The following is a 25,276-nucleotide window of genomic DNA, read 5'->3' as shown; positions in this document are numbered from 1 at the left end:
CCCCCACTCCGGCAAAAATCAGTTGCAGGGATTTACAAGACGTTGTTTTCTGCCCCGGAGCGTAATGAGAATGCCACCACTTTCGGGGTAAACAGGAAATATGCTGCGGCCACGGGAGGCAGGAGCATGGCCAACCCCAGCAGAATGTTTCCCTCAAGCAATGTTGAGACGGCTAAGGCCACCATCAACAACTGCCACACAAAGGCAGCGGAGCGTGTCCACCTGAATCCCCTGTAGACGTTCACGGCCACCAGGGCCAAACCTGCGGACAACGCCAAAAGCAAGACGATCAGAAAAACACCGCTGGCCAGGGAATGTGTTGGCGCCGTCGCCGCCAGGACGATGGACCAAGCGCCAAGGACACCCAGAACCAAGGCCTCGAGCGCAACAACGGCGGCAACCACAACAACTCCTGCAGGGCGGGAGTGCCCGTCGCCATGGAGTCCGCTGGCGCGGGGCTCGGAGGACTCGGGGTGGGGCTGGTCAGCGGGAGTCGCAGGATCGTTTTGCACAAGAGCACCCTATCGGAGTTTGCCGAGAGCTGGCCCAGTGTCGATGATTCATTGTGACGTATCGCTCACAGATATGAGCTAATAAATCATCTCTTACCCCTTGTTTACACAGAGTTAACATGACAGGCTTAAGTCAATGACCTAGAGGGCCCATAGCGGGCCCTTTCTTATGTGGCCCTACGTGAATTCTTTCACAAAATGCCTCCCGTTCTAAAAGGAGTGAGTGATCAGCATGGACTGGCGTAGTCGCGCAGCCTGCCTCGACAAAGATCCGGAATTGTTTTTCCCGGTCGGAAACACGGGCCCTGCCTTGTTGCAAATCGAGGAAGCAAAAAGCGTATGTCGTCGCTGTCCAGTGGTCGACACTTGCTTGAAGTGGGCCATTGAATCTGGACAAGACGCAGGTGTTTGGGGTGGCTTGAGCGAGGACGAGCGCCGCGCCATGAAGCGCCGCGCAGCTCGCGCCCGTCGCGCCAGCTAGCCCCAGCTTTTTCCAACTGACCCGCAGAAAACGGCGAAAAATCACGTTGAAAACGTGTTTTTTCGCCGTTTTCTGCGGGTCAGTTGTTTAATGGCGGCTGAAGAGGGCCATTTGCAGCGTCACCACTGTACCGCCGCCCTCCCGCGGTGACCATTCGATGGTGCCACCGAGTTCGCTGGTCACCAGGGTCCGCACAATCTGCAGCCCCAGTCCTTCGGCGATGTGGCCCTGCGGCAGACCCACGCCATCGTCTGCTATGCCCACTGTCAGCGCGTCGTCATCTGAGTCATTCTTGTAGCGGTGGGCTGTCAGCCACACCGTTCCCCCGCGGTCCTGCAGGCCATGTTCAACAGCGTTGGTGACGAGTTCATTGATCACCAACGCCAGGGGGGTGGCGAAATCGCTGGGCAACTCACCAAAGGCGCCTTCGCGTTCGGTGCGGACCCTTTGCGACGGCGAGGCCACCTCGGCAGAAAGTCTGAACTGCCTGTCGATCAGCTCGTCAAAGTCAACATTCTGTGCCAGCCCTTGGGACAAGGTTTCGTGCACCAGGGCGATGGTTGCCACCCGGCGCATGGCCTGCTCCAGGCCCTGCTTGCCTTCCTCGCTGTGCATGCGCCTGGACTGCATCCGCAAAAGCGCCGCCACCGTCTGCAGATTGTTCTTCACCCGATGGTGGATCTCGCGAATGGTGGCGTCCTTGGTGACGAGTTCCTGCTCCCGGCGTCGAAGTTCAGAAACATCGCGGCACAACACCAATGCCCCAAAACGTTCCGTCCCGTCGCGCAGGGGAATGGCGCGCAGGGACAAGCTCACCCCGCGGGATTCTATCTCCGTCCGCCACGGCATGCGCCCTGTCACAACCAGCGGCAGGGACTCATCGACCATCCGGCGGTCCTTGAGCAGCCCTGTGGTGACTTCGGCCAGGGAACGGCCCTCCAGTGACTCCCCATCTCCCAGCCTGCGGAAAGCCGAAACGCCGTTGGGGCTGGCGTACTGGACAATACCGTCCACATCCAGCCGCAGCAGCCCATCGCCCACACGCGGGGCACCACGGCGTGAACCCGTGGGTGAGGCAAAGTCAGGCCAGAGGCCTAAGGTTCCCATCTTCAAGAGGTCATAGGCGCACTGGCGGTAGGTCAGCTCCAGCCGTGACGGCATCCGCGAACTGGAAAGATCCATGTGGGTGGTAATGACGGCAAGTGTCCGGCCATTGCGCACCATGGGAATGGCTTCAACACGCATCGCCATGTCAGAGTTCCAAATTTTGGTCTCATGGGAGCGCTCAATGTTTTGACTAGCCGACGCTGCCCGCACCAGGGGGTCAAGCTCGGGCTGAATCGGATCACCCACAAAGTCTGCATGAAACATGGTGTGGGAGGTAGACGGGCGCACATGGGCAAGGGCCACGTACTCCTGGTTCTCGGACGGGAACCACAGGACCAGGTCGGCAAAGGACAAATCGGCGATCATCTGCCAGTCGCCCACCAGCAGGTGCAACCATTCGGCGTCGCCCGGGCCCAGTTTTGAACTGTCCCTAATCATGTCGGCAAAGACTGCCATGTGGGCTCCTTATAGATGGGTGGCTGTGCCCGCTGCTCATGCAGCGGGCACAGCACTGACCGTTGGATCGGCGCAGCTGCTAACGCCGCACGATCGAACGCAAGAGCCTCAATGCTACCGACAATGACGCCATATCGTCTTGTTCGAGTTCATTGACCTCTTCAAACATGCGCACGGCCCGGGCCAACTGTTCCTGGTTTTGCGCCTCCCAGGTCTGGATCCGCTCCATGTACGGGGTGCCGCTCTCGGTGCTGGCCATGACGTTGCTGGTCATGTCCGCCGTAGTGGCGTACAGGTCATCGCGCAACGCGGCACGGGCCAAGGCCTGCCACCTGTCGTTGCGCGGCAACGCTGTGATGCGTTCGAGCAAGGCGTCCACGGCGTACCGGTTGTACAGCGCGTAGTACACGCTGGCCACGGCGTCTTCTGGTTCAGCCAGGAATTCGCTCACCTTTGCCACATCCAGGAGCGGGAACGTCTCAAAGAGTTCAGCCCAGCGCCGGCCCAGGTCTGCCGGCATGTCAAACGCTTCGGCTCTGTTGCGCCACGTCTGGACGCGCTCCACATCAACGCCTTGGAAGAAGTCCTCCATGTGGGTGCCCAAGGTGCTGACCACAGGCTTGAAGCGGTTGACCACGTCGTCGATGTTGTGCGCGGTGATGCCTTCATTGACGAGCCAACGGACGGCACGGTCCAAGAGCCGTCGCATGTCCAGATGCACCGCTGACCACTGCTCCGTGGAGAAGCTTGGCGGCAACTCGCGCAGCGCACTGCTCATGGCAGCAAAATCAAAGATCTCATGCAAGGCAACGAACGCCTTGGCGATGACTACTTCAGTGGCTGAGGATTCTTCCATGGCGCGGAAGGCAAAGGTGATGCCACCCAAATTAACCATGTCGTTGGCCACCACTGTGGCAATGATTTCCTTGCGCAGCGGGTGGGTGTCCAGCTCAGCGTCAAAGCGTGCCGCCACTTCGGCCGGGAAGTAGCTGCGCAACGTCTTCTTGAACCAGGGGTCCTCGGCCAGGTCGCTGTTGCTCAGCGCCTTGGCCAATTCCATCTTGGCGTAGGCCAGCAAAACTGCGAGCTCAGGCGATGTCAGGCCCTGCCCTGTTGCCAGGCGTTCGCGCAATTGTGCGTTGCTGGGCAATGCTTCCAGTTCCCGGTCCAGCTCTGCATGCTCGTCAAGCCAATCCATGAAGCGTTCAAAGCTGGGGCTCCACTCCACCACACGCTGGCGGTCATTGAGCAGGAGAATGTTTTGCTCAATATTGTCTTCCAGCACCAGGTGCCCAATTTCATCCGTCATGGACATGAGGAAATCGGTGCGTTCGGCAGGATCCAATTTCCCTGCCGCCACCATGCGGTCAACGAAGATTTTGATGTTGACCTCATGATCAGAGCAATCAACACCGGCGGAGTTGTCAATGGCATCGGAATTGAGGATGACCCCGTGCAAGGCAGCCTCCACACGGCCGCGCTGGGTCATGCCCAGGTTGCCACCCTCACCGATCACCTTGACTCGCAGGCCAGCGCCGTCAACACGGATGGAATCGTTGGCCTTGTCCCCCACTTCGGCATGGGTTTCGGTGCTGGCCTTGATGTAGGTGCCAATGCCGCCGTTGTACAGCAGGTCAGTGGGCGCCAGCAAGATGGCGCGCAGCAATTCCGGCGGACTGAGCTTGACCGTGCCCTCGGGCAGGCCGAGCGCTGAGCAAACTTCTTCAGAGACGGGGATGGACTTCAGCAAGCGTGAGTACACTCCGCCGCCCTTGCTGATCAGTTCCGGGTTGTAGTCCTGCCATGACGAACGGGGCAGATCGTAGAGCCGCTGGCGCTCATCAAAGGAAATGCCGGCAGCAGGGTTGGGGTCAAGGAAAATATCCCTGTGGTCAAAGGCCGCCACCAGCCGCACGTGGCGGGTGCGCAACAGTCCGTTGCCGAACACGTCACCTGACATATCGCCCACCCCAACTGCCGTGAACTCCTGGGTTTGGGTGTCGACGCCGAACTCGCTAAAGTGCCGCTTGACCGACTCCCAGGCACCGCGGGCGGTGATACCCATGGCCTTGTGGTCGTAACCGACCGAACCGCCGGAGGCGAAGGCGTCACCCAGCCAGAAATTGTACTCAGCCGAGATCGCATTAGCCGTGTCGGAGAAGGACGCGGTGCCCTTGTCCGCGGCCACCACCAGGTACGTGTCATCGCCGTCGTGGCGGACAACGTTTACCGGCGGGACCACAACTTCACCGGCGTCGGATGTCACCAGGTTGTCCGTGACATCCAGCAAGCCGCGAATGAACGTTTTGTAGCTCTCCTGGCCTTCAGTGATCCAGGCGCCGCGGTCAACCGCAGGGTTGGGCAGCTGCTTGGCGAAGAACCCGCCCTTGGCTCCGGTGGGCACAATCACCGCGTTCTTAACTGTCTGAGCCTTGACCAAACCCAGCACCTCCGTGCGGAAGTCCTCACGGCGATCGGACCAGCGCAGGCCGCCACGAGCCACCTTGCCAAAACGCAGGTGCGTGCCTTCAACGCGTGGGGAGTAAACCCAGATTTCAAACATGGGCCGCGGCGCTGGCAGACCCTCAATGGTTGCCGGGTTGAGCTTCATGCTCAGGAAGTCGCGGTTCCGGTAGTAGTTGGTGCGCAGGGTGGAATCCAGCAGGTTGGTGAAGGTGCGCAGAACACGGTCCGCATCCAAGGTGGGCACATTCTCCAGCGCCGTATTGAGCCGGACATGAATCTCGCCCAGCATCTCTGGGCGGGCCGCGTCCTCGATGGCTGGGTTGAAACGGGCCTCAAACAACTCAACCAGGCCGCGGGTCACGTCAACGTTTTGCAGGAGGGTGGCGGCAATGAAACCGTAGGAGTTGGCATTGCCCATCTGGCGCATGTACTTGGCGTAGGCGCGCAAAATCACGATCTGCCGCCATTGCATGCCTTCGCTGAGCACCAAACGGTCAAAGGGATCGGATTCGCTTTGGCCCGTGATGGCTGCCCCAAAGGCCGCCGTGAGCAGTTCCGCCGTTGCCAGCGGGTCCACACCTGCCGGGTACTTCAGGCCAAGGTCGTACAGGAAAAAGTCACGCTTGTCGGCGGTTTCAATCTCGAAGGGCCGCTCGTCAAGAACTTCCAGGCCAAGGTTGTGGAAGAACGGCAGAATCTTGGTGAGGCTCTGGGGATGGGCCATGAAGAGCTTGACACGGGCGTCTTCCTCCAACGTTTCCGAGGTCCCCGCCGGCAGGTAGACCTGCATGCCGGGTGCGCATTGGGCGGGGCTCAAGCCAGCGGCAATGACTTCCTTGTAGCTGGCGTCGAATTCCTCAAAGCTGGCAATATCGGCGAGGGCGTCCTCGACCTCGAAATCAATGCGGTAGCTGGGCGGGAACGCCTCCGACCACTTGGGCACCAAACGGTCTGCAACTTCCAGTGGCTGCGTTTCGCGCAGTATCTGGGCAATACCTTCGGGCCATGATCGGGCCGCGCGCACCAGGCGCTGTTCCAGTTCGGCAACCTGCAAATCCTCGGGCACCAGGTATTCCTTGGGCAGCCGGATGCGGAAGAACAAGCGGGCCAGCGCCGATTCACTCATCCGCGCCTCAAAGTCAATGGCAACGGCACCAAAGGTGCTCGTGAGCTCCTGCTCGATGCGATGGCGCACCGCCGTGGTGTACCGATCACGCGGGATGTACACCAATGCAGACATGAATCTGCCGTAGATGTCGGGGCGCAGGAACAGCCGTGTTCGACGGCGTTCGGCCAGACGCAGGATGCCGTTGGCGATCTCGATCAGGTCAGGAATCTCGATCTGGAACAGTTCATCACGCGGGTAGGTTTCCAGAACGGCAAAGAGGTCCTTGCCGGAGTGCGAGTTGGGAGGGAAGCCGAAATGGCGCAGAACGGCATCGACTTTTTCACGGACCACGGGAATGTTGCGCACAGAACCCGTGTAAACAGCGGAGGAGAACAGGCCGATGAAGCGTTGCTCACCGTTGACGTTTCCCTGGGCATCAAAGGACTTGATGCCGATGTAGTCCAGATACGCGCCGCGGTGCACCGTTGAGCGCGAGTTGGCCTTGGTGATGACCAGGACACGCTTTTCGCGGGCCTTGCGCTGGCCGGTGATGGTCAGGTGTTGCACGGAGACGTGGTTGGCATCTTCCCGCAACAAGCCCAAGCCGCTGCCTTCACGGTTGACCAGGACATCTTCGCCGTCTTGCTTGGACAGATCGTATTCGCGGTAGCCCAGGAAAGTGAAGTTGTCGGCTTCCATCCAGTGGAGAAGATCTTCGGCCTCGCGCAGGTCCACCAAGGACTCCCCGGCCAGCACAGTTGCCAGGATTTCGGCGCGGCTCAGCGCCTTCTCCCGCATGGCTGGCCAGTCCTCAACAGCCGAGCGCACATTGGCAAGGACCTTGTTCAGGCCAGCCAGCAATTCCTGTTTGGCGGCGTCGTCCGTCTTGGGAATTTCAACGGTTATCCAGGACTCAAGGAATGAGGCATTGTCCCCGTCGCCGAGCAGATGGGAAATATTGGGCATGGCCGAGGTGTCGCCGCTGGCAATGCCGGTATGGGTGGGCACCTTTGTCACGGAGGTCATGGCGTTGCTGTTCTTATCGCGCGACACCACAAATACGGGGTGGGTGACCAGATGGATGGCTAGCTTCTGCCGCACCAGCTCTGCGGTGACGGAGTCCACAAGGAACGGCATGTCATCGGTGACGATATAAACCACGCTGGCATCATGCTCATCAAGAATTTCCACATTGGCTTGGCTGGGGGTCCGCTTAGCCGCCAAGGCCTGGTGCGCGAGCGCCCTTGCCTCCAAGACTGCCGGCTCATAGAGAGCAGCGTCCTCGGCAGAAAGTTGCACAAAGTAGTCATCGATAAATGACTGGCCGCCAACCCGGTGTGAATCCTTGAAAGGCTCGGGGTTGGATGAGTGCGATGACATAAAATAACGCCTCCGTCAAAGAGAAAAGATCGCTTCTTTGCGACCGTACACCTGAGCCTAGCCCTGAACTTCAAGCTTCGCTGTGGCGTTTCTTACAGCGCTTTCCGGGTTTCGCTGGACAGCTGCACAACTGAGGCCGAGAATGGCCTTGCGCAATGGCGCGTCGGGAGCAATCTCTTGCAGCAGCCTCCCCTCCAACAGGGCCTTGTCCGTCAGTTCGGGCTCCCATGGCAGGAAATGCTTGATGGCCAGTGTTGGCCCAAAGCGTTCCCATGCCTGGGCAAGGGCCCTCTCCGGCGCTCCGCCCACAGCCCTGCGGCGGACCTTGTTGACCACCACGCGAACATCTGTCGCGGGGCATTGGTGGGCCAGCTCGGCCAAGCCCCGAATGAGGCGTGGAATCCCCACCGGGTCAGCATTGCCCAGTGCGTAGATGATGTCCGCCTGGCTCAAGACCATCAAGGTCGCAGCATTGCGCCGCGGCGCCACGGTGTCGTAGCTCAGTTCTTCATCGCTCTCCAGCGAAAAACCACAATCCACAACGACAAGATCAGCCATCTCCTTGGCACGCAGAAGTACACGCTGCACAGCAGCAGCCCGCAATTCCGGCCACCTGTCTGGGCGGGTAAGCCCCGTCAGGAGTGAAAAGGTTCCTGAAGAAAAGACGACCTGGGTGGAAATTTTGGACAACTGTGCACTGCTTAGCTGACCTTGATCTGCTGCCCTGCAGGCTTGGGCAAAGGAGGCAGACTCATCCAGCAGTCCCAGCGCCGCAGCAACGCTTGCCCCAAAACTGTCAGCATCTATCAGCATGACCGAGCGACCGGCGGCTGCCTGCTCCGCGGCAACGTTGATGGCCACAGTGGTGCGTCCTGGCGATCCGATGGGGCCCCACACGGCCACCAGCGTGCCGCTGCCATGCGGAAGCGAAGCTCCGGCGTTTACTGCCAGTGGGCCTACTTTTGCTTGGCTCCGACTGCTTTGCCACGGGATTCCATCCCTGTGCAGCCGGGCCCGAACTTTGGCCGCCAGTCCCGCTGGCAGCTGTCGGGGTCCGCCAGCCGGTGTGGCTTGCCCATCTAGGCTTTCCGCGTCCAGGCGTGAAGGCACATCGTGAGGCGCCGCCTGGTGCGGCCGAGCTGTGCGCTCGGGCGAGGAAAGTGGCCGGTTCTGCTGTGGGGGCCTTTGATCCGGGCCCATCGCAGCATCGCCGCCTGGTGCCGACTCCGTCATTTCTGATCTTGGAACGGTTGGGGCCGCGGGCTCTCCTGCCCCTTCCAGAGCTTCCCCGGCGAAAACAGGCCCAGTACCGCCCGTGGCAAGGGGTCCGATGTCGAACTTGGGCTGCAGCTCCAGGAGCCCACCGTCAAGGTCAGGGGCGGCCGGGACAGCATAGCCCGTGGAGAGGTGGTGACGCGTGCTCTCGACGGTCGCCAGCACCGCCGCACTCAATGACTCTACGGTGACGTTTCCAGGCACAACGGCTGCTCCCATGCTGTGCAGGCGGCGGGCGTCTTCGGGCGTTTCCGCAACGGCCACCACACTGACGCCCACTGCCGCGAGCCTGTCCACCAGCGTCGCAGTCAAGTCGCCTGCGCACTGGGCCACCACAGCCACCTGGGCCAGCCCGCTCTGGCAGGCGGCCAGCAGCTGCGCCAGTTCTGGGCATCGCCGGACAATGTTCAGCAATCCCCGGCGCGCTGCAAGCTGGTCTATGACGCCCGTTGCGGTGTCGCCCACTGATACGACGCTCACAACGTTCATTGCGCGGCCCCGGGATTCCACACCACGGAGACTTTGGCTTTGTTGGCCACGGCACCGAGGAATTTTGGCATTTGAGCATCGCTTACCAACACCATGATCTGCATGTACTTGCCCGAACCCAGTGACCCGGAGGCAACATTGAGCGCGGCAACTTCGGCCCCTGGCAACATCAGGACGGGGGCCTGAAAGCCGTTGCGCTCATCCGGGAGAGCAACCCAAACATCAACGTAGGAGCCCACCACCACCTCCTTGGGCAGGGGTTCGCTGACTGTCACGGGTGCGGGTTTGCGGTCCAGGGCATCCGTTTGCCCAATGCTGGACCGGGCAACAAGTTCACCCTTGGGCACCATCCGCACGGCCACACTATTTTCGCCCAGAACCACCTCCGGGTTCAGGTACTTCCCGCCCACATCACCGAGTTGAACGTGAACAATGTTGAACGATTCGGGCGTGATCTTCTGCCCCACCACCAGGGCGTCCTTTGCGGCATACACTGGCACCGTTTTGCCGGCGTTGCCAACAAGTGCCACAACACCGGCCACTGAGGCCAAAACCAGGAGGATGCCTATCAAGAGCCGGGGATCCTTCCATGAGGGCTTGCTCAACCGTGCGGCCTGCCCCTGCGCTTCCAAAGCCATGGTTCCTCCCCGTAACGGAACGTTCCACCAGGAAAGTCCAGGTACGCCTCAAAAGATGCGCGAACCCATGCCCTGTAGGGAGCGTTGTGTACCTATTTCTACAACCGATGGGCGCGTGGTGAAACCCCCTTATGCGAAAATGCCCCTAATCTGTGGACAACTGGGCAGCGGATGGCACCAACACCTTGGAAACCATGGGAAAACCTTAATAAACCTCGTCAAACAAGACCAAAGGATGGATAATGAGTGCATGCCTCGATTCCTCACTTTGGCTGATGTTGCCGAACAGCTGCAGATTTCCGCCGCCGCATGCTACGCGCTGGTCCACAGTGGCGAGCTGCCGGCATTTCAAATTGGTGGCCGTGGGCAATGGCGCGTGGACGAAGCAAAATTTGAACAGTTCATCGACGACCGTCACGCAGCAGCCCGGGCGATGCTCGCCTCGGAGAACCCCGCGTCAAGCTCCCGCTAGTTCCTCGGTCACGGCTAAAACTCGTTGTCGGCGGCCGAGACGATGGACACTAGGCTGCCCAAGGGAACCACAACATTGCCTTGCCGATTCCCACGGTCCCGGCTGACGCCGTCGGCCAATTGCATGAGCTGCACATAGTCGGCACCCACTTGATCAAGCACCCCGCGAATACTGGCGGGATGCGCCGTATCCAGGTCAAGAACCACTGCCGAGCGATTTCTTGCCAACACCCGCAGCGCGGCAGCGAGCGAGTACTGGATTTTGCTTGCGGCCCGCGCACGCTGGGTTCCCAGCCCCTGAACCCGCGACACCTTGGCCAGCGGGAGCACAACCGAGCGATTGTCCTCACTCAGCAATATCCATTGCGGCTCAACTCTTTGCACTTCGCCGTGAAATGCAGTCCCATTGCACATGGCGAGCGAAATCTGTTGTCCCACCGAACCCCTCAATGCCTCGGCCAACGTCAGCTGTGACGCCTCCACCCGGGCCAGCTCGTTGACATGCCGCTCCAGATCCAGCTGGTTGGCCTCATGCCACTGAGCTTCCAAGTCGCCAAAAAGTAGTTCCCACCGCATGGCGTCACGCTAGGCGCAGGGCCGCCATGCCGTCAAGTTGTCGACGTGACTCATCTAAAGTGCTCGCGAATTGGGGTGCATGCCCCAGGTGGCTTTGCGCCTGCGCGTTGCCAGCTGCTTCGCTTGCGCAGGAATGACACTGGCGCAGTGCCAGCACCCCCGCCCACGCATAGCCGAAGTTAACTTTGGTCATGCGCACGCCGCGGTGCTGGCGCTGCGCATCATGCGCAGATGAAGGCCCGGGCAGCGGCCACGACAAGCCACACAGCAATGAATTCGCGAGCAACTTGAGATGACGCACCACGGGACGTGTGCAGTCGCGGCAGTTGTTGAGTTGTTCACAATTTTCCCGCCACCTCTGGACACGCGGCATTAATGAGTTCAAAATGAGTTCAAGGTGTTTATATGTAGTCAAACAGGGTCAAACAAGTTCAAGGGAGAGCTTCGTTGAAACGACAGACACGAGCCGACCTGGCCATGACAGCGGCAATTCTGTTTCTCGGCGCATCACTGGTGTTTAGTGGAGTCTCACTGGTGCGGCTTCGCGACAGGAACGGCGGGTGGACGCAGCCGCTGGATCTGGCGGAACTGTTGGGCGTGGCTGGAGCTGGTGCGGGCATCGCGCTGCTGTGTTGGTGGCTCCTTGCCATGACGTGCGCGTGCGTGTCCGCCGTGGCCCACGTCCGGGGAGAAACTAAAGTGGCAGCTTTTACGGCAAGCTGCTCGCCGGCATTCATGCGACGGGTGGTCACCGCCGTATTGGGACTGAATCTTCTGGCCACACCATTACTTGCGGCCGCAGAAGCGCCCGGGGTTGACCCGCTCTGGCGCACCGAAACGGTGGCGGATGCTCCAACCCCCAGCCCGGCCGGGCCCGGTGCAGACATTCTCCCGACGGTTTCGGCGCCACCCATAGAACCGCAATGGATCCCGCGCACACCGGAAACCGCCCCCGACCTTTTGATCCGTCCGTCAACCCGGCCGGCCACAGAACCAGCTGGCGCAGGGATCGCTGCCGAGGACCCGACGCAAAACTCCCCCTCGGCCCAGGCACCGCACAACAACAGTGACTTGGACGTGGTAGTCAAGAGCGGTGACAGCCTGTGGTCCATAGCGGCCGCTGCGCTGGGGCCTTTTTCGACCGACATGGAGGTGGCCCAGGCCTGGCCGCGCTGGTACAGCGCCAATCGAGACACCATCGGATCCGACCCCAATTACATTCTTCCCGGACAAGTACTGCATGCACCGTCCAGATACTAGCACTTGGCATCACAACCCTGCCAACCACGCAGGGCGCGGCACGTTGGGTTCACAAGTAGAGGAGCACCCCATGAGTACAGCAGCCATCCCCCGCACCACAGCCGAGTCCACAGTCCTGGTGGTCAAACCGGTTCCGTTGTTGGAGCCCCTGGACGAGCCGGGCGGGACTGTTGTGAAGATGCCGAGCCGAATCCGGCAAGGACCGGCCCAGCTCTCCCCGGCTGGAACAGTGCCAGCCACAAAGGTGCAGGCACTGGACCCGGAGGCTGCGGAGCGCGCCACCGTGGCGGCCATGTCCGGGCGGATCGCCCAGTCCGCTGTGGAAGTGCTCAACGGTGTCAGAAGCGTCCACCAGTTGTCCCGATGGCTCGATGCACGCTGCATGAGTTCATTGACAACCCGGGCCCGGCTTCATGCGGAGGCCTGCAAGGCCGTGGCACGGCGTGGCAGCCATGAAGCACTGGAAAACAACGTCCACCTGCTGCACCCCCAGCCCGTGGTTCATTCAGTCCACTGCAGTTGCATCTCCCCCGGGATCTTTGAAACAGCTGTGGTGATTGCCGACAGGACACGATTCCGTGCCATGGCAATGCGCTTCGAACTCAGCCACGGCCTCTGGAAGGTCACAGCACTTCGCATCGGGTAAGCGCCGGCGCGTTTGGGGACAACGTCTGGGTACAACAATGGCGGCCCGCACGCGAGCCGCCATTGTATCTAAAGCAGTGAAAGCAGACACCTAGTTCATGCGGTTAGCGCTTTTTCTTGCCCTTGTTTTTGTTGCCAGCACGCTTGGCCGACGGCGGCAAGCCACCGGCGCTGCGGCGCTCAACGTGCGTTTCCACGCCACCTTGCTCGTCAGGGGCCGTGAATCGCAGCTGGGCAGGCTTTGCGGGGGCTTCCAAACCGGGAGCGGTGATGCGCGGAGCCACAGCGCCGCCGGCACCCTCGGATCCTGCGCCAGCAACACGGTCCATCAAGGCCGAAGGCTGGTCGGCGACCACGCCGACAGCAGTTGCCGGAGCGTTCTCCACCTGAACTTCCAGGTTGAACAGGAAGCCAACGCTTTCCTCACGGATGGCAGCCATCATGGACTGGAACATCTCATAGCCCTCACGCTGGTACTCCACCAAGGGGTCACGCTGGGCCATGGCGCGCAAGCCAATGCCCTCCTTGAGGTAATCCATCTCGTACAGGTGTTCTTGCCACTTGCGTCCCACCACGGAGAGCACCACGCGGCGTTCCAGCTCACGCATGGTCTCCGCACCCAGGGCAGCTTCACGTTCCTGGTAGGCAACGCGGGCATCCGAGAGCAGCTCGGTCTTGAGCGTCTCGGCGGTGATGCGGCCTATTCCGCCGGCTTCTTCACCGATCTCATCGACGGTCACAGTGACGGGGTAGATGGTGCGCAGGTTGGTCCACAGTGCGTGGAAGTCCAATTCGCCTGCCTGGGCCTGTCCCAACGACGCGTCGATGATCTCGTTGACGGTGTCCTCAAGGAAGTGCTGGACCTTTTCGTGCAGGTCGCCACCTTCCAAAATCCGGCGGCGGTCGCTGTAAATGGCTTCGCGCTGGCGGTTCAGGACGTCGTCGTATTTGAGCACGTTCTTGCGCTGCTCAGCGTTGCGGCCCTCAACCTGGCCCTGGGCCGAGGCAATCGCCTTGGACACCAGCTTGGACTCCAATGCCACATCATCGGGCATCGAGGAACGCGACATGAGACGCTCGGCGGCACCAGAGTTGAACAAACGCATCAAGTCATCTGTCAGCGACAGGTAGAAACGGGACTCACCCGGGTCGCCCTGACGGCCCGACCGGCCTCGGAGCTGGTTGTCGATGCGGCGTGATTCGTGACGCTCGGTGCCCAAAACGTACAGGCCACCAGCTTCCAACACTGCCTCGTGCTCGTCCTTGACGGCCAGCTTGGCTTCCTCGAACGCGTCGTGCCAGGCTGCCTCGTACTCTTCCGGAGTCTCCTCCGGGTCAAGTCCGCGCGCGGCCAATTCGGCAACGGCGTTGAACTCGGCGTTTCCACCGAGCATGATGTCAGTTCCGCGGCCTGCCATGTTGGTGGCAACGGTGACGGCTCCACGGCGGCCAGCCTGAGCCACAATGGCGGCTTCACGGGCGTGGTTCTTAGCGTTCAGGACCTCGTGCTTGACGCCGGCTTTTGCCAGTTTCTTGGAGAGGTACTCGCTCTTTTCAACGCTTGTGGTGCCGACCAGGACCGGCTGGCCCGTTTCGTGGCGTTCCACAATGTCAGCCACAACGGCGTCGAACTTCACTACCTCGTTCTTGTAAACCAAGTCGGGCTGGTCAACACGCTGCATGGACTTATTGGTGGGGATGGGAACAACACCCAGAGAGTAGGTTCCCATGAACTCGGACGCCTCAGTCTCGGCAGTACCAGTCATGCCGGAGAGCTTCTCGTACAAGCGGAAGTAGTTCTGCAAGGTCACTGTGGCCAAGGTCTGGTTTTCAGCCTTGATCTCCACACCCTCCTTGGCTTCAATGGCCTGGTGCATGCCCTCGTTGTAGCGGCGGCCAGCAAGAATACGACCGGTGTGCTCATCAACAATGAGAACTTCGCCGTCCATGATGACGTAGTCCTTGTCGCGCTTGAACAGTTCCTTGGCCTTGATGGCGTTGTTCAGGAAACCGATCAGCGGCGTGTTGGCAGATTCGTAGAGGTTGGTAATGCCCAGGTAGTCCTCAACCTTTTCGATGCCTTCCTCAAGGACGCCCACGGTGCGCTTCTTCTCATCAACTTCGTAGTCCTCGTCGATGTTCAGGCGCAGCACCACCTTGGCGAACTCGCCATACCAGCGGTTGGCATCGCCGGAGGCCGGACCGGAAATGATCAACGGCGTACGGGCCTCATCGATGAGGATGGAGTCAACTTCATCCACAATGGCGAAGTTGTGGCCGCGCTGGACCAGCTCATCCTTGCTCCACGCCATGTTGTCGCGCAGGTAGTCAAAGCCAAATTCGTTGTTGGTGCCGTAGGTGATGTCCGCGGCGTACTGGGCGCGGCGTACTGCGGGATCCTGGTTGGAAATGATGCAACCGCTGCTCTGACCCAGGAACCTAAACACGCGGCCCATAAGATCGGACTGGTACTCCGCCAGGTAGTCGTTGACCGTGACCACGTGGACGCCCTTGCCGGTGAGCGAGTTCAGGTAGGCCGGGGCTGTAGCCACCAGGGTTTTACCTTCACCAGTTTTCATCTCGGCAATGTTGCCCAGGTGCAGTGCTGCTCCACCCATAAGCTGAACACGGAAGTGGCGCAGGCCCAGGGTGCGGGAGGATGCTTCGCGCACGGCGGCAAAAGCCTCCGGCAGCAGGTCATCGAGAGTCTCACCATCTTCGTGGCGTTGCTTGAGCTTGTCTGTTTCCTCGCGCAGCTCAGCGTCGGTGAAGGTCTGGAAGGGCTCCTCCAGCGAATCAATGGCGTCAGCAAGCACATTGAGTCGTTTAAGCGTTTTGCGATCGCCTGTACGAAGAACCCGTTCAAGAAGTGATGGCACGAAATTGCTCCCAATCTGTTGCACCTAAAAGTGGCGTGTTCAGTCTACGTGAGAAGACGCAGAGCGCACTGCCAGTTATTGCAAGGCCGCCCTCAGTGTCGCGGCCAAGTCCCCATGGTCGAGGACGACGACGGCGCCAAGTCCCAGCCATTGGGCCATCAGTTCCAGCTCGGTGGCCAAGTGATGGGCGGTATCTGCGGGCGCATCGGCTTCGGCAAAGGCGCCACGAACCATGAGAACACCCGCTTGCCGGTCTGCTTTGAGATCCACCCGGGCCACGATGTTCTCGCCCAGCAGAAACGGCAAGACGTAATATCCATACTTTCGCTTGTGTTCGGGGGTGTAGATTTCCAGCCGGTAGTGAAAGTTGAAGAGCCGCTCCAGCCGCCTGCGCTCAAAGACCAGCGAATCAAAAGGACTCAATAAGGCCTGGCCTGTTGCCTTCCGCGGCGTTCTGACTGTGGCATGCACATAGGTGGGCTCGGGCCAGCCAACCACCGTGACAGGTGTCAGCTCCGCCGCAGCCACAAGTTGTTTCACTGCGTGTTCGGCTGCCTTGGGTGGGAGCCGGAAGTAGTCGGCAAAGCATCTGGTGGTGCCGATGCCGTGGGCTTGGGCTGCTGCGGATATGAGGCGTGTGAGGGATTCCTCCTTGATTGCAGAGTCCACGGCCTCCCCCGGAGCCCACTGGCCGCGCCGGGCCGGCGGCAAAATCTTTTCAATGAGTGAGTACCGGCGTTCGAATTGTTCATTGCGCGAGGCAACGCCCACTACGCCGCGCTCAAAGAGTCCTTCAAGGGCTCGTTTTACCGCGCTCCAGTTCCAGCCCCAGTGATCCTTGCTCACTGTTTCTTCATGACCAATTCTGGCCTTGATCTCCCGGGCCGTCAGGGGATTGCTGTGCGCCAGGACCTGCAGAATGCTTGCTTCGAGAGTTTCCCGAAGCCCGGTCTCCATGGCGGCGGAACCCACCCAGCGCCGTTTTTGCCAGGGCCGCAAATCATGAAAATGCTCCGGGCGGATGAAGCTTGCCTCATGGGCCCAGTACTCCATCAGCTTCCTTGGAGACCTCCCCGCCAAAGAATTGAGCACGGCGGTGTCGTAGGGCCCCAGCCGCGAAAAGAAGGGCAGGTAGTGGCTGCGGGAGAGAACGTTGACGGAGTCAATTTGAACCAGCTGCAGTTGCGCAAAAGTCCGGCCCACCTCCCGTGCTGTGACGGGTTGGGCGGACCGGACGCTTGCAAGTCCTTGAGCCTTGAGTGCAATGCGTCTGGCCTGCGAGAGGCTCAGACTTGCACCCATAAATTCTGCTCCTTGACTTTGTGCGGACTACTTTGTGCGGACTTCGGCTCACTATGAGTCCGGTGGAATTGCCTAGACGCGGGCTGGCTCATCCGGTGACCGGTAGGCCGAGATCTCTTCCAGAACATCGGCGTTGTCATCGAGGGAGATGACACCGTAGGTCCACCCCTTGCGGCGGTAGACCACCGAGGGGATGCCGGTTGCGGAATCGATGAAGAGGTAGAAGTCGTGACCCACCATTTCCATGTTGTCCACGGCATCATCGAGGGACAATGCTGTGGCGGGGAAAACCTTGCGACGGATCAGCACGGGCGAATCACCCGCGGGGATGTCGTTTTCGATCTCGTACGGCAGCTTTTCCGGAACCGCAACAGGGACGCTCTGTGCGTAGATTGGCTCGGTACTGCTCACGGGAGTCAGTGAACCTGTGGCCTCGTTGACTGCAACGGGAGCGTGCCGGCCGTGGTGGACCTTCTTCTTGTCCTTGGCGCGGCGGAGTCGTTCCAGCAGCTTCCCGTAAGCCAGATCAAAAGCTGCGAACTTGTCGGATGCGGCGGCTTCGGCGCGGATCACGGGGCCTCGGCCCAGAACCGTCAACTCAACTGTTAGAGGAGTGTCTGCTGTGCGGGCCTTGCTCTCCTTGGAAACCTTCACGTCGACCCGCTGGACCTTGTTGGCCAGCTGTTCGATCTTTGTGAGCTTCTCGCCAGCGTATTCGCGGAATCGGTCCGAAACGCTCAAGTTGCGACCGGTGATCATGAACTCCATGGTGCCCTCCAAATATCTTCGGTGACACGGCGGCCGGCTAGCATTTGGCGCTACATTCCAGACCGCCGACGGGCGGTTTCCTCTCGGAAGAGGTACCCGTTCACTCACGTTAGTTCACTGCATGGCTTTATTCATCTTTTGTTCAAGTAAATTTTCATTCGAGTCGTTCTCGGGGGACTAATTCGTGCCCACCCTCGGGTGCCCGTGCTGCCGCCAGCACCACCCCTGCATACACGCTCAGGCCCGTATTCTTCAGTGTTTTGACGGCTTCTTGCAACGTTGAGCCTGTGGTCAGCACGTCGTCAACCACCACCACAAGAGCTTCGTCAGGGTTCGCTCTGAGCCAAACATGGCGCAGCTTCCTGCGCCGTATTTTCATAGTGTTACGTACGTTGCGCCGCCGTTCCGCCCGGCCCAAACCCTTCTGGTGGCGCCTTCGCCAGGGCGGCTTTGCCTTGATGCCCAAAAGAGGCATTATTGCCGTCTGGGCAGGCAACCTGCCCTCGTGCTCCATGGCCCGCAGAATCATCGCCACAGGGTCATATCCGCGGCGCCGCCATCCGCTGCCGGTGCTGGGCACGGGCACCACGACGAGCATTCTGGTGGTGGGCGGATCCACCGAGTCGAGCAGGGCACTCATGGCACGGGACAGGGCGCGGCTCAAGGGTGCCGCCAGCTCGGTGCGCCCATGGTTCTTGAACGCAAGGATGGTCTCAGCCAGGGCGTCCCGGTACACGCCCGCCGCCACGACGGGCAAAAGCGAACGCCCCATTACTCCCACCAGCGCATCTGCGCGTTGCTCTGCCCGAAAAGGTTCAGCCGTGTGCTGGCGCAGCACGGCCGAACACGCCGGGCAGAGCGCTTGATCCTCCCTGCCACACACCACGCATTCAGCCGGCAGGATCAGGTACAGGAAATCCCGCCAGGCAGATTCGCCCCACAACCACAGCCGCATCCACAGCCGGCCAGCTGGCGCCCTGTGCAATCCCGCCCTGGCGATCGGCGCACCCGGATTCTCCATGCACCCAGCATGGACCCTTGCGGCGGCCACGCGCCCCGATAGGGGGCCGCTTGTGGACACGCACGGCCGTGGCAGTGGCTGTGGATTACTGATGTGCCGGCGCCGGATCCAATCTTGGATGCCCCGGTCAGCACACTCCCCTAGCCGGCAAAGGAAGCTTGGCGAAGCTCTTTAGCCGCAACTTCCCAATGATTGCCCACGTTGCTGAAAATCTCGGTGGCTGTTTGGGCATGCACATTCCGCACGCCGGATCCGGCGCTGAGCCATTGGACCCCCTTGAGCGGATCCAATTGAAGGGGACTGCGCACCAGGTCCAAAAACTCCACGGTGACCAAATCGGCGGCCGAGGGTGCCATCACAGCAAGGGTTGACTCCCCCGCCCACACGCCCAGTGTTGCTGTTCCGCTGTGGGCGATGGCGATGGGGTCGGTGAGTTCCTTGGGCACATCACCGGATTTGAAGATGCCAGTAATGTTCACGGTACTCACACCGTTGGCCTGGGAAATCACCAAAGCCCGTGCACCGTCCCGCGAGATCCGCAGCGTGGTGACAGTCTGCCCCACCAACCACGGCACGGTGAGAATCACAGGCTTTCCCATGGTTCCGCCGTCGTCCGGGTTGATGGCGACCACCTCTCCCGAGCCGTCACCGGCGGCAGTCCAAACCCACCCGTTGGGTGCAAACGACGGCGCGGTGAGGGAATTCCCGGCCACCGCCACGGTGGGCTGCTTGCCGGGACTGACACTGTAAATCTGGTTGCCGGCTCCCGAGAGGAAAGCGAAGTTGTTTCCCGAGTAGGACATGGCAGGCGCCGAGGGCAGCAAACCGGCCACGGAGGGCATATTGGCAATGGGGGCAATTTTGGTGCCGTCATAGGTAACCAGCTCGTTCTTGGCCAGCGCAATTTGGGTCGCTGAAACGGGCCTGTCGATGATCATCGGCAACACAGCCTGATCTGCTCCGCCCATGTCCACTTCACGGTCGTCAGCCAACAGCTGCAGCTCGGTGATGGTGTTCAAACTCTTTTGAAAAGTCATGAGCAGTTGGGTGTGCATTTGTTGGCGCTGCGCCACACTTGTTTCCAGCAAGGGCTGCGCCGTCAAACCGACCTTGGCAACGCCGTTGTTGACAGGCACCGAGTCCCGTTCCAGGGCAATGCCGCTGGGGAAGGCACTCACAACAGCCCCTTGCAAATAGGGGGCCGGCCCGTTGAGCATGGTCCTTACAATGGCTGTTGCCGTTCGCGATGTGCGCGAAGCCAACCACCGCACATCCGGCACACCGTAGGTGAAGGTGGGGTCGTAGAAGTACAGCGAGACGGGGCTAAAGAGTGTTTGGAAAGTCGCTTCAGTCAGCAACAGGCCGTCGGGTGTTTCGGAAATGCGCCATTGTCCGGCAACCAGAACCATTTTGACCTCGACGCTGGTGGTGGCGCCCTCTGCCGCAGGGGTGCGAACACCGTCGGCATCCACGGTTGAGAGCACATCCAAGGTCAAGACGAAACTGTCCTTCTCCGTTCCGGGCTTGGCGGAGAACGTGTCCTTGTAAATCACTGTTCGCTTGTCAGGGGCCCACGACTGCGCCAATCCTGGCGTCAAATACTGTCTGGCCACCTGAAAATCGTCTGAAATTCCTGTGCCAGATTCAATGAATCCACGAATGATGCTTTCCTGTGCCGCCCCGTCAACAGGTCCAAACTGCTGAAAATCGATGTTGACCGAATTGTCCCGCGGCGACAAGGGATCGCTCTTTCCCACGGGGCCATCGGTGGGAATGGTGGCGCACCCTGCCACGGCAAGGAGAAGGACGACGACGGCCATGGCCCACACGGGCATCGCCCGCTGCCGCTGTGCCCGTGCCAGGTGACGTTTTGTGCCCGTCGATGTTCTGCTCACTGTTCCGCCCTCTCCGATGCATTGCCGGAATCCTGCCCGGGGACCGACTTGAAGCTGCCCAGGGCGCCCACGACGCCGATGGATCCGGTGTGCGTCATGATGGGGCCCGTGGAAAGCGAGGGCGAAGTGCCTGCCTGCCCACCGCCGTCGGGCGGAAGCGGGACGGGTGAATGCGTGAGCACCCCACCGCGTTTACGTGGCAGGGTCAGACGGAAGCAGGATCCTTCGCCGGGGACCCCCCACGCTTCGAGCCAGCCGTCATGCAATCGGGCGTCTTCCATGGCAATGGACAGACCCAGCCCGCTGCCGCCTGTTGTACGGGCCCGGGCAGAGTCGGCCCGCCAGAATCTGTCAAAGACGTGCCCCAAGGCCGAGGGCGACATGCCAATGCCGTAGTCTCGCACCGCAACCGCCACAGCAGTTTCATCGGCTGATACAAAGATCTTCACGGGGTTGCCTTCGCTGTGTTCCACCGCGTTGAGGACCAGGTTGCGCAAGATCCGATCGATCCGCCGTGAATCCATCTCAACAACACATTTGTGGTTGCGCAGCCGGGTCACCACCGACAACTCGGTTGAGTTGGCCTGCGCCACGGGAGTTGCGCCGTCGATCACGGAATGGATCACGGAGAAAATGTCCAGCGATTCCGCGTCCAGATCGGCCACGCCTGCATCAAAACGGGAGATTTCCAGCAAGTCCGCCAGCAAAAGCTCAAAGCGCTCCACCTGATGGAAGAGCAACTCCGAGGACCGCTTGTTGATGGGGTCAAAGTCGTCGCGGGCGTCATAGAGGACCTCGGCGGCCATACGCACAGTGGTCAGTGGGGTGCGAAGCTCGTGGGAAACATCCGAGACGAAGCGCTGCTGCATGTCCGAGAGGGCGGCCAGGGCCGTGATCTGGTCCTGGAGCGAGGTTGCCATCTTGTTGAAGGAGGTAGCCAGCCTGGCCATCTCATCCTCGCCAGTGACCTGCATGCGTTCCTCAAGCTCACCGGCGGCCAATTTCTCGGAAACGGCTGCCGCCTGGCTGACGGGGTTCACCACTGTCCGGGTGACGTACCAAACGATGGCACCAATGAGCAGCAGCAAGATGCCGCCGGCAATCCACAGCACCGATTGAATATAGTTCAGTGTTACTTGCGCACTGTTGAGGTCATAGATCATGTACAGCTCGTAGTTGGTGTTGAGCAACTGAACCTGGCTGCCAATCACCACCGCCGGATGAACGTCAGCACTGCCTGTGGGCAGGGCTATGGACTGCCAAAACTGGCCGTCGGAATCCGCTTGGACGGCTTTGCGCAGCTCACTGGGAATGATGGCTGTGGTGACGCCGCCGGAATCCGCGGAACTGACTGCAAGCTTGCTGCTTTGGCCCGGAATCTTGACCATGAGGTACCTGCGGTTGTCGTCTGCACCGCCCACTTCCAACAACTTCAACGTGTCCCGCACATAGGTGGACACTCGCGGCTGATCACTCAGGCTCGCGTTGGAAAAATCTTCCTGGATCTGGGTTGCGCCCCTGGCCGATTCCTGTTGGGCCTGAATCAGGCGTTCCTTGAACAAGCCGTTGGAAATCTGGCCGGCCAAATAGCCACCCACACCCACCACTGCCACAGAAGCAATCAACAGGGTCGTCACCACCGTGCGGAACTGCAACGAGGTGCGCCATCGCCTGACCAAGGACCGCCGGACGTTTCCCGCACCACGAATGATCCGAGTCACGACCCTACGCAGGCCCTGCCCCACTTTGTGCAGAACGACGGCGGTCATGGCACGGGCAGGCAACGACTCCGTGTCCGTGTTCTCACCCGCCGCCACCGCAGCGTCGGCCGGGGTGGAAGCCGGGGTGGAAGCGGCGGGCTGAGTTCCGTCGTCGGGCATGGAATTGGCGTTATCCATGGCGCTCTCGACTGAACTGCTGCCGACGCCGTTGTGGTGGTGGCTGTGGTGGCTCATTGCGTTCTCACCGGCGTTGTACGCTATTCAGCGCTTACTGCCCGGCCTTGTAGCCAACACCGCGGACAGTCAAGACAACCTCGGGGGCTTCGGGGTCGCGTTCGATCTTCGAACGCAGGCGCTGGACGTGCACATTGACCAGGCGGGTGTCAGCGGCATGGCGGTAGCCCCACACCTGCTCCAGCAGGAGCTCGCGGGAAAATACCTGCCACGGCTTCCGGGCCAACGCCACCAGCAAGTCAAACTCCAGTGGCGTGAGCAGTATCCGCTCACCGGCGCGGCGGACGGCATGTCCGGCCACGTCAATGGTGATCTCACCAATAAAGAGCGTCTCGGGTGCCTTGACATCGCCAGGCCGCAGACGGGCCCGAACCCGGGCCACCAGCTCCGCCGGCTTGAACGGCTTGGCCACGTAGTCATCAGCGCCCGATTCGAGCCCGCGGACCACATCCGAGGTGTCCGACTTGGCCGTGAGCATGACAATGGGAACATCCGACTCGGCGCGGATCAGCCGGCAAATCTCAATCCCGTCAATTCCGGGCAGCATCAAGTCCAAGAGGACCAAATCCGGTTTGTTGGACTGGAATACCTCAAGTGCCTTGGCGCCATCAGCGCAAAAAACGGGGTCAAAACCGTCGTTGCGCAGCACGATGCCGATCATCTCGGCCAGTGCCTCGTCATCGTCAACAACTAAAATGCGTGCCTTCATAGTTCTATATTTGCCTATTACCTCCATATTGTCCCTATCGACGCTCCACAGCACGTGCCCCAGCTGTGGTTTTTCGGTCCAATTTGCTGCGGACAGGCTGTTTGCGGGCCATTTGTGGGCCGGTGCACCCACAATTGCCCGTGAGGTGCGGGGCGGGAAAGCGCAGATTGCAACAACTCTTTGGGCATTGCACACACCATTCACACGGTAATTGGTTATCTTCCCGATAGGGTTTGAAGATAGCCACTGAAGCATTGAAGTGCCTGGGCTGCACCACTCGTTGCCAGCGGGTGCACAGCCGCCACCGGAGCAGTGGATGATTTTTACTGGGGAAACTTTCAGGGAGCACAATGACGCACGAACCGCAGCAGCCACCCGTGGAGCCACAGGGTGACGGGCCACATGCCGGTCCCGGCCACGAGCCGGCTCCCCCGGTCGCTCCTTCGCAGCCCGCCGCCCAGCCTTGGCAGCAGCCTGTTCAGCCTGTTCAGCCTGTTCAGCCTGTTCAGCCTGTTCAGCCTGTTCAGCCTCAGGGACAGTACCCGCAAAGCCAGCCGCCGCAGTGGGGACAGTACGGCCAGCCCGGCCCACAGCAGCCCCCCTACGGTCAGCAACCCCAGTGGGGCCAATACGGCCAGCCCGCTCAGCAGCCCGGCCCACAGCAGGCTTACTATCCGGGACAGCCCGGCCCGCAGCAGCCCCAGTGGGGCCAATATGGCCAACCCGCGCAGCAGCCCGGCGGCTACAACAACTACATGGCCCCTCCCAAGCCGGGCGTTATTCCGCTGCGCCCCCTGGGTGTTGGCGAGATTCTCGACGGCGCTTTTCAGGCTGCCCGCCGCAATGGCAAGGCCATGTTTGGCTCTGCCCTGATCTTCCAACTGGTGACAGTGGGAGTAACGCTGGCGGTCATGTTCTTGGCCCTGGGCCAGTTCATGACATTGTTCACGGACAGCAACTTCACCTTTGATGAAAACAATCCGCCAGAGTTCGAGTCGATGACGGGTCCGCTGATCACCTTCTCCGTCTCCATCTTGTTGACGGCGTTCCTCTCCACCGTGATTCAAATGATTTTGCAAGGTGCCCTGGTGATCCCGGTGATCCGCGCCGTGCTTAATCGCAGGACCTCGTTCGGGCAGATGTGGCGCCTGGCCAAGCCACGCATCGGCGCCCTGGTGCTGCTGGCGTTGCTGTATGCCGCCGCCATTCTGGTGGCCATTGTGCTGTACACGGCCATAGCTGTGGGATTGGTCATGGCGTTCGGCGCCAACAGCCCGGGCGCCGCGGTGGGCTTCTCCTTGTTGGCGATCCTGCCGTTCGTGGCAGTCGCTGTATGGATCGGCACCAAAATGTTGCTGGCCCCGGCCGCGATTGTGGTCGAGAACGTGGGTGTGTTGCAGGGCATCAAACGTTCGTGGGTGTTGACCAACGGGAACTGGTGGCGGACCTTTGGCACCTCGCTGCTGGCCGGTGTCATAGCAGCCGTGATCAGCGGGGTCATCACCACTCCGGTAAGCCTGATTACTTCCATGGTGATGCCGTTGATGACCATGGATCCCACCCCTGATCAATTGTTGACCCAAACACTCATAGCCCAGGCGATCTCCGGTGTCATTGGTGCGCTGGTAGGGGCCGTGACGCTGGCGTTCCAAACAGGTGTCATGGCCTTGATCTACATTGACTTGCGGATGCGCCGGGACGGTTTCGACATTACGCTGCTCAAGGAATCCGAGTCAGGCAAGGACGACGGCGGTATCCCCGGCGCTCCCGTTCCCGCCACCATGGTCCCGGGACCCTCCGCAACGGGCGCCACCGGTGCAAGCCCCCAGGACGGCGGAGCGTACTTGCCGCCGGGAAACTACGGACAGTAGGTAGTTCGCCCC

Annotated in this window: 19 protein-coding genes; 5 read left to right on the top strand and 14 right to left on the bottom strand. The window is 60.7% G+C overall.

Going from position 1 to position 25,276, the window contains the following annotated elements; all coding sequences use genetic code 11:
- Positions 1-32 precede the first annotated feature (32 nt).
- Entirely contained in the window at positions 33-512 is a 480-nt protein-coding gene (locus CVS28_RS11680; RefSeq protein WP_133159116.1) for a hypothetical protein, read from the bottom strand.
- Between the two features lie 232 nt (positions 513-744).
- Between CVS28_RS11680 and CVS28_RS11675 the strand changes: the two genes are divergently transcribed.
- On the top strand, positions 745-993 hold the full coding sequence (locus tag CVS28_RS11675; protein ID WP_103464761.1) for a WhiB family transcriptional regulator: 249 nt from the start codon (positions 745-747) through the stop codon (positions 991-993).
- Between the two features lie 87 nt (positions 994-1,080).
- Here the strand turns inward: CVS28_RS11675 and CVS28_RS11670 are convergent, their stop codons facing one another.
- The 4 genes from CVS28_RS11670 to CVS28_RS11655 form a co-directional block, all read right to left on the bottom strand.
- Positions 1,081-2,556 carry a sensor histidine kinase gene (locus tag CVS28_RS11670; RefSeq protein ID WP_103464669.1) on the bottom strand — a complete coding sequence of 492 codons (1,476 nt, stop codon included), beginning with the start codon at positions 2,554-2,556 and terminating at the stop codon, positions 1,081-1,083.
- Positions 2,557-2,635: 79 nt separating this feature from the next.
- On the bottom strand, positions 2,636-7,510 hold the full coding sequence (locus CVS28_RS11665) for an NAD-glutamate dehydrogenase (RefSeq protein WP_103464670.1): 4,875 nt from the start codon (positions 7,508-7,510) through the stop codon (positions 2,636-2,638).
- A 57-nt stretch (positions 7,511-7,567) separates the two neighbouring features.
- Positions 7,568-9,265 (bottom strand): CpaE/TadZ family protein, encoded by a 1,698-nt coding sequence (locus CVS28_RS11660; RefSeq protein ID WP_133159115.1) that lies wholly within the window; start codon positions 9,263-9,265, stop codon positions 7,568-7,570.
- Between the two features lie 5 nt (positions 9,266-9,270).
- Positions 9,271-9,912, bottom strand: a complete 642-nt coding sequence (locus tag CVS28_RS11655; RefSeq protein ID WP_103481610.1) for a hypothetical protein — start codon at positions 9,910-9,912, stop codon at positions 9,271-9,273.
- Between the two features lie 250 nt (positions 9,913-10,162).
- Here CVS28_RS11655 and CVS28_RS11650 point away from each other — a divergent pair, with 250 nt between their 5' ends.
- Positions 10,163-10,384 carry a helix-turn-helix domain-containing protein gene (locus tag CVS28_RS11650; protein ID WP_103464673.1) on the top strand — a complete coding sequence of 74 codons (222 nt, stop codon included), beginning with the start codon at positions 10,163-10,165 and terminating at the stop codon, positions 10,382-10,384.
- 14 nt (positions 10,385-10,398) lie between these two features.
- Here CVS28_RS11650 and CVS28_RS11645 read toward each other — a convergent pair whose 3' ends face one another.
- Positions 10,399-10,959 (bottom strand): hypothetical protein, encoded by a 561-nt coding sequence (locus CVS28_RS11645; protein WP_103481609.1) that lies wholly within the window; start codon positions 10,957-10,959, stop codon positions 10,399-10,401.
- 447 nt (positions 10,960-11,406) lie between these two features.
- On the opposite strand from CVS28_RS11645, the gene CVS28_RS11640 reads away from it, so the two are divergent.
- On the top strand, positions 11,407-12,219 hold the full coding sequence (locus CVS28_RS11640) for a LysM peptidoglycan-binding domain-containing protein (protein ID WP_207797198.1): 813 nt from the start codon (positions 11,407-11,409) through the stop codon (positions 12,217-12,219).
- A 70-nt stretch (positions 12,220-12,289) separates the two neighbouring features.
- Positions 12,290-12,865 (top strand): Rv3235 family protein, encoded by a 576-nt coding sequence (locus CVS28_RS11635; protein ID WP_103481607.1) that lies wholly within the window; start codon positions 12,290-12,292, stop codon positions 12,863-12,865.
- Between the two features lie 103 nt (positions 12,866-12,968).
- Here the strand turns inward: CVS28_RS11635 and secA are convergent, their stop codons facing one another.
- The 8 genes from secA to CVS28_RS11595 form a co-directional block, all read right to left on the bottom strand.
- The gene (secA, locus tag CVS28_RS11630; RefSeq protein ID WP_103464762.1) at positions 12,969-15,743 is read right to left on the bottom strand and encodes a preprotein translocase subunit SecA; all 2,775 of its coding nucleotides are present in this window, start codon (positions 15,741-15,743) and stop codon (positions 12,969-12,971) included.
- A 75-nt stretch (positions 15,744-15,818) separates the two neighbouring features.
- Positions 15,819-17,045, bottom strand: a complete 1,227-nt coding sequence (locus tag CVS28_RS11625; RefSeq protein WP_103481606.1) for a winged helix-turn-helix domain-containing protein — start codon at positions 17,043-17,045, stop codon at positions 15,819-15,821.
- Between the two features lie 72 nt (positions 17,046-17,117).
- Positions 17,118-17,813, bottom strand: a complete 696-nt coding sequence (gene hpf, locus CVS28_RS11620) for a ribosome hibernation-promoting factor, HPF/YfiA family (protein WP_103464678.1) — start codon at positions 17,811-17,813, stop codon at positions 17,118-17,120.
- 154 nt (positions 17,814-17,967) lie between these two features.
- Positions 17,968-18,834, bottom strand: a complete 867-nt coding sequence (locus CVS28_RS11615; protein WP_103481605.1) for a ComF family protein — start codon at positions 18,832-18,834, stop codon at positions 17,968-17,970.
- Between the two features lie 140 nt (positions 18,835-18,974).
- Positions 18,975-20,729, bottom strand: coding sequence for an LpqB family beta-propeller domain-containing protein (locus tag CVS28_RS11610; protein WP_133159114.1), 1,755 nt, complete (start codon positions 20,727-20,729; stop codon positions 18,975-18,977).
- Positions 20,726-22,684 (bottom strand): MtrAB system histidine kinase MtrB, encoded by a 1,959-nt coding sequence (gene mtrB, locus CVS28_RS11605; RefSeq protein WP_243399857.1) that lies wholly within the window; start codon positions 22,682-22,684, stop codon positions 20,726-20,728. Before mtrB ends, CVS28_RS11610 begins: the two co-directional genes overlap by 4 nt.
- Before the next feature lie 34 nt (positions 22,685-22,718).
- Positions 22,719-23,393 (bottom strand): MtrAB system response regulator MtrA, encoded by a 675-nt coding sequence (gene mtrA, locus CVS28_RS11600; protein ID WP_103464681.1) that lies wholly within the window; start codon positions 23,391-23,393, stop codon positions 22,719-22,721.
- 338 nt (positions 23,394-23,731) lie between these two features.
- A complete protein-coding gene (locus CVS28_RS11595; RefSeq protein WP_103481603.1) occupies positions 23,732-24,115 on the bottom strand; it encodes a hypothetical protein in 384 nt (127 codons plus the stop codon).
- Positions 24,116-24,148: 33 nt separating this feature from the next.
- Here CVS28_RS11595 and CVS28_RS11590 point away from each other — a divergent pair, with 33 nt between their 5' ends.
- Entirely contained in the window at positions 24,149-25,264 is a 1,116-nt protein-coding gene (locus tag CVS28_RS11590) for a DUF7847 domain-containing protein (RefSeq protein ID WP_103481602.1), read from the top strand.
- The last annotated feature ends 12 nt before the right edge of the window (positions 25,265-25,276 follow it).

The organism is Arthrobacter glacialis, from assembly GCF_002909415.1.
Taxonomy (GTDB): Bacteria; Actinomycetota; Actinomycetes; order Actinomycetales; family Micrococcaceae; genus Specibacter; species Specibacter glacialis.
This window is presented reverse-complemented; position numbering and strand designations above follow the sequence as displayed.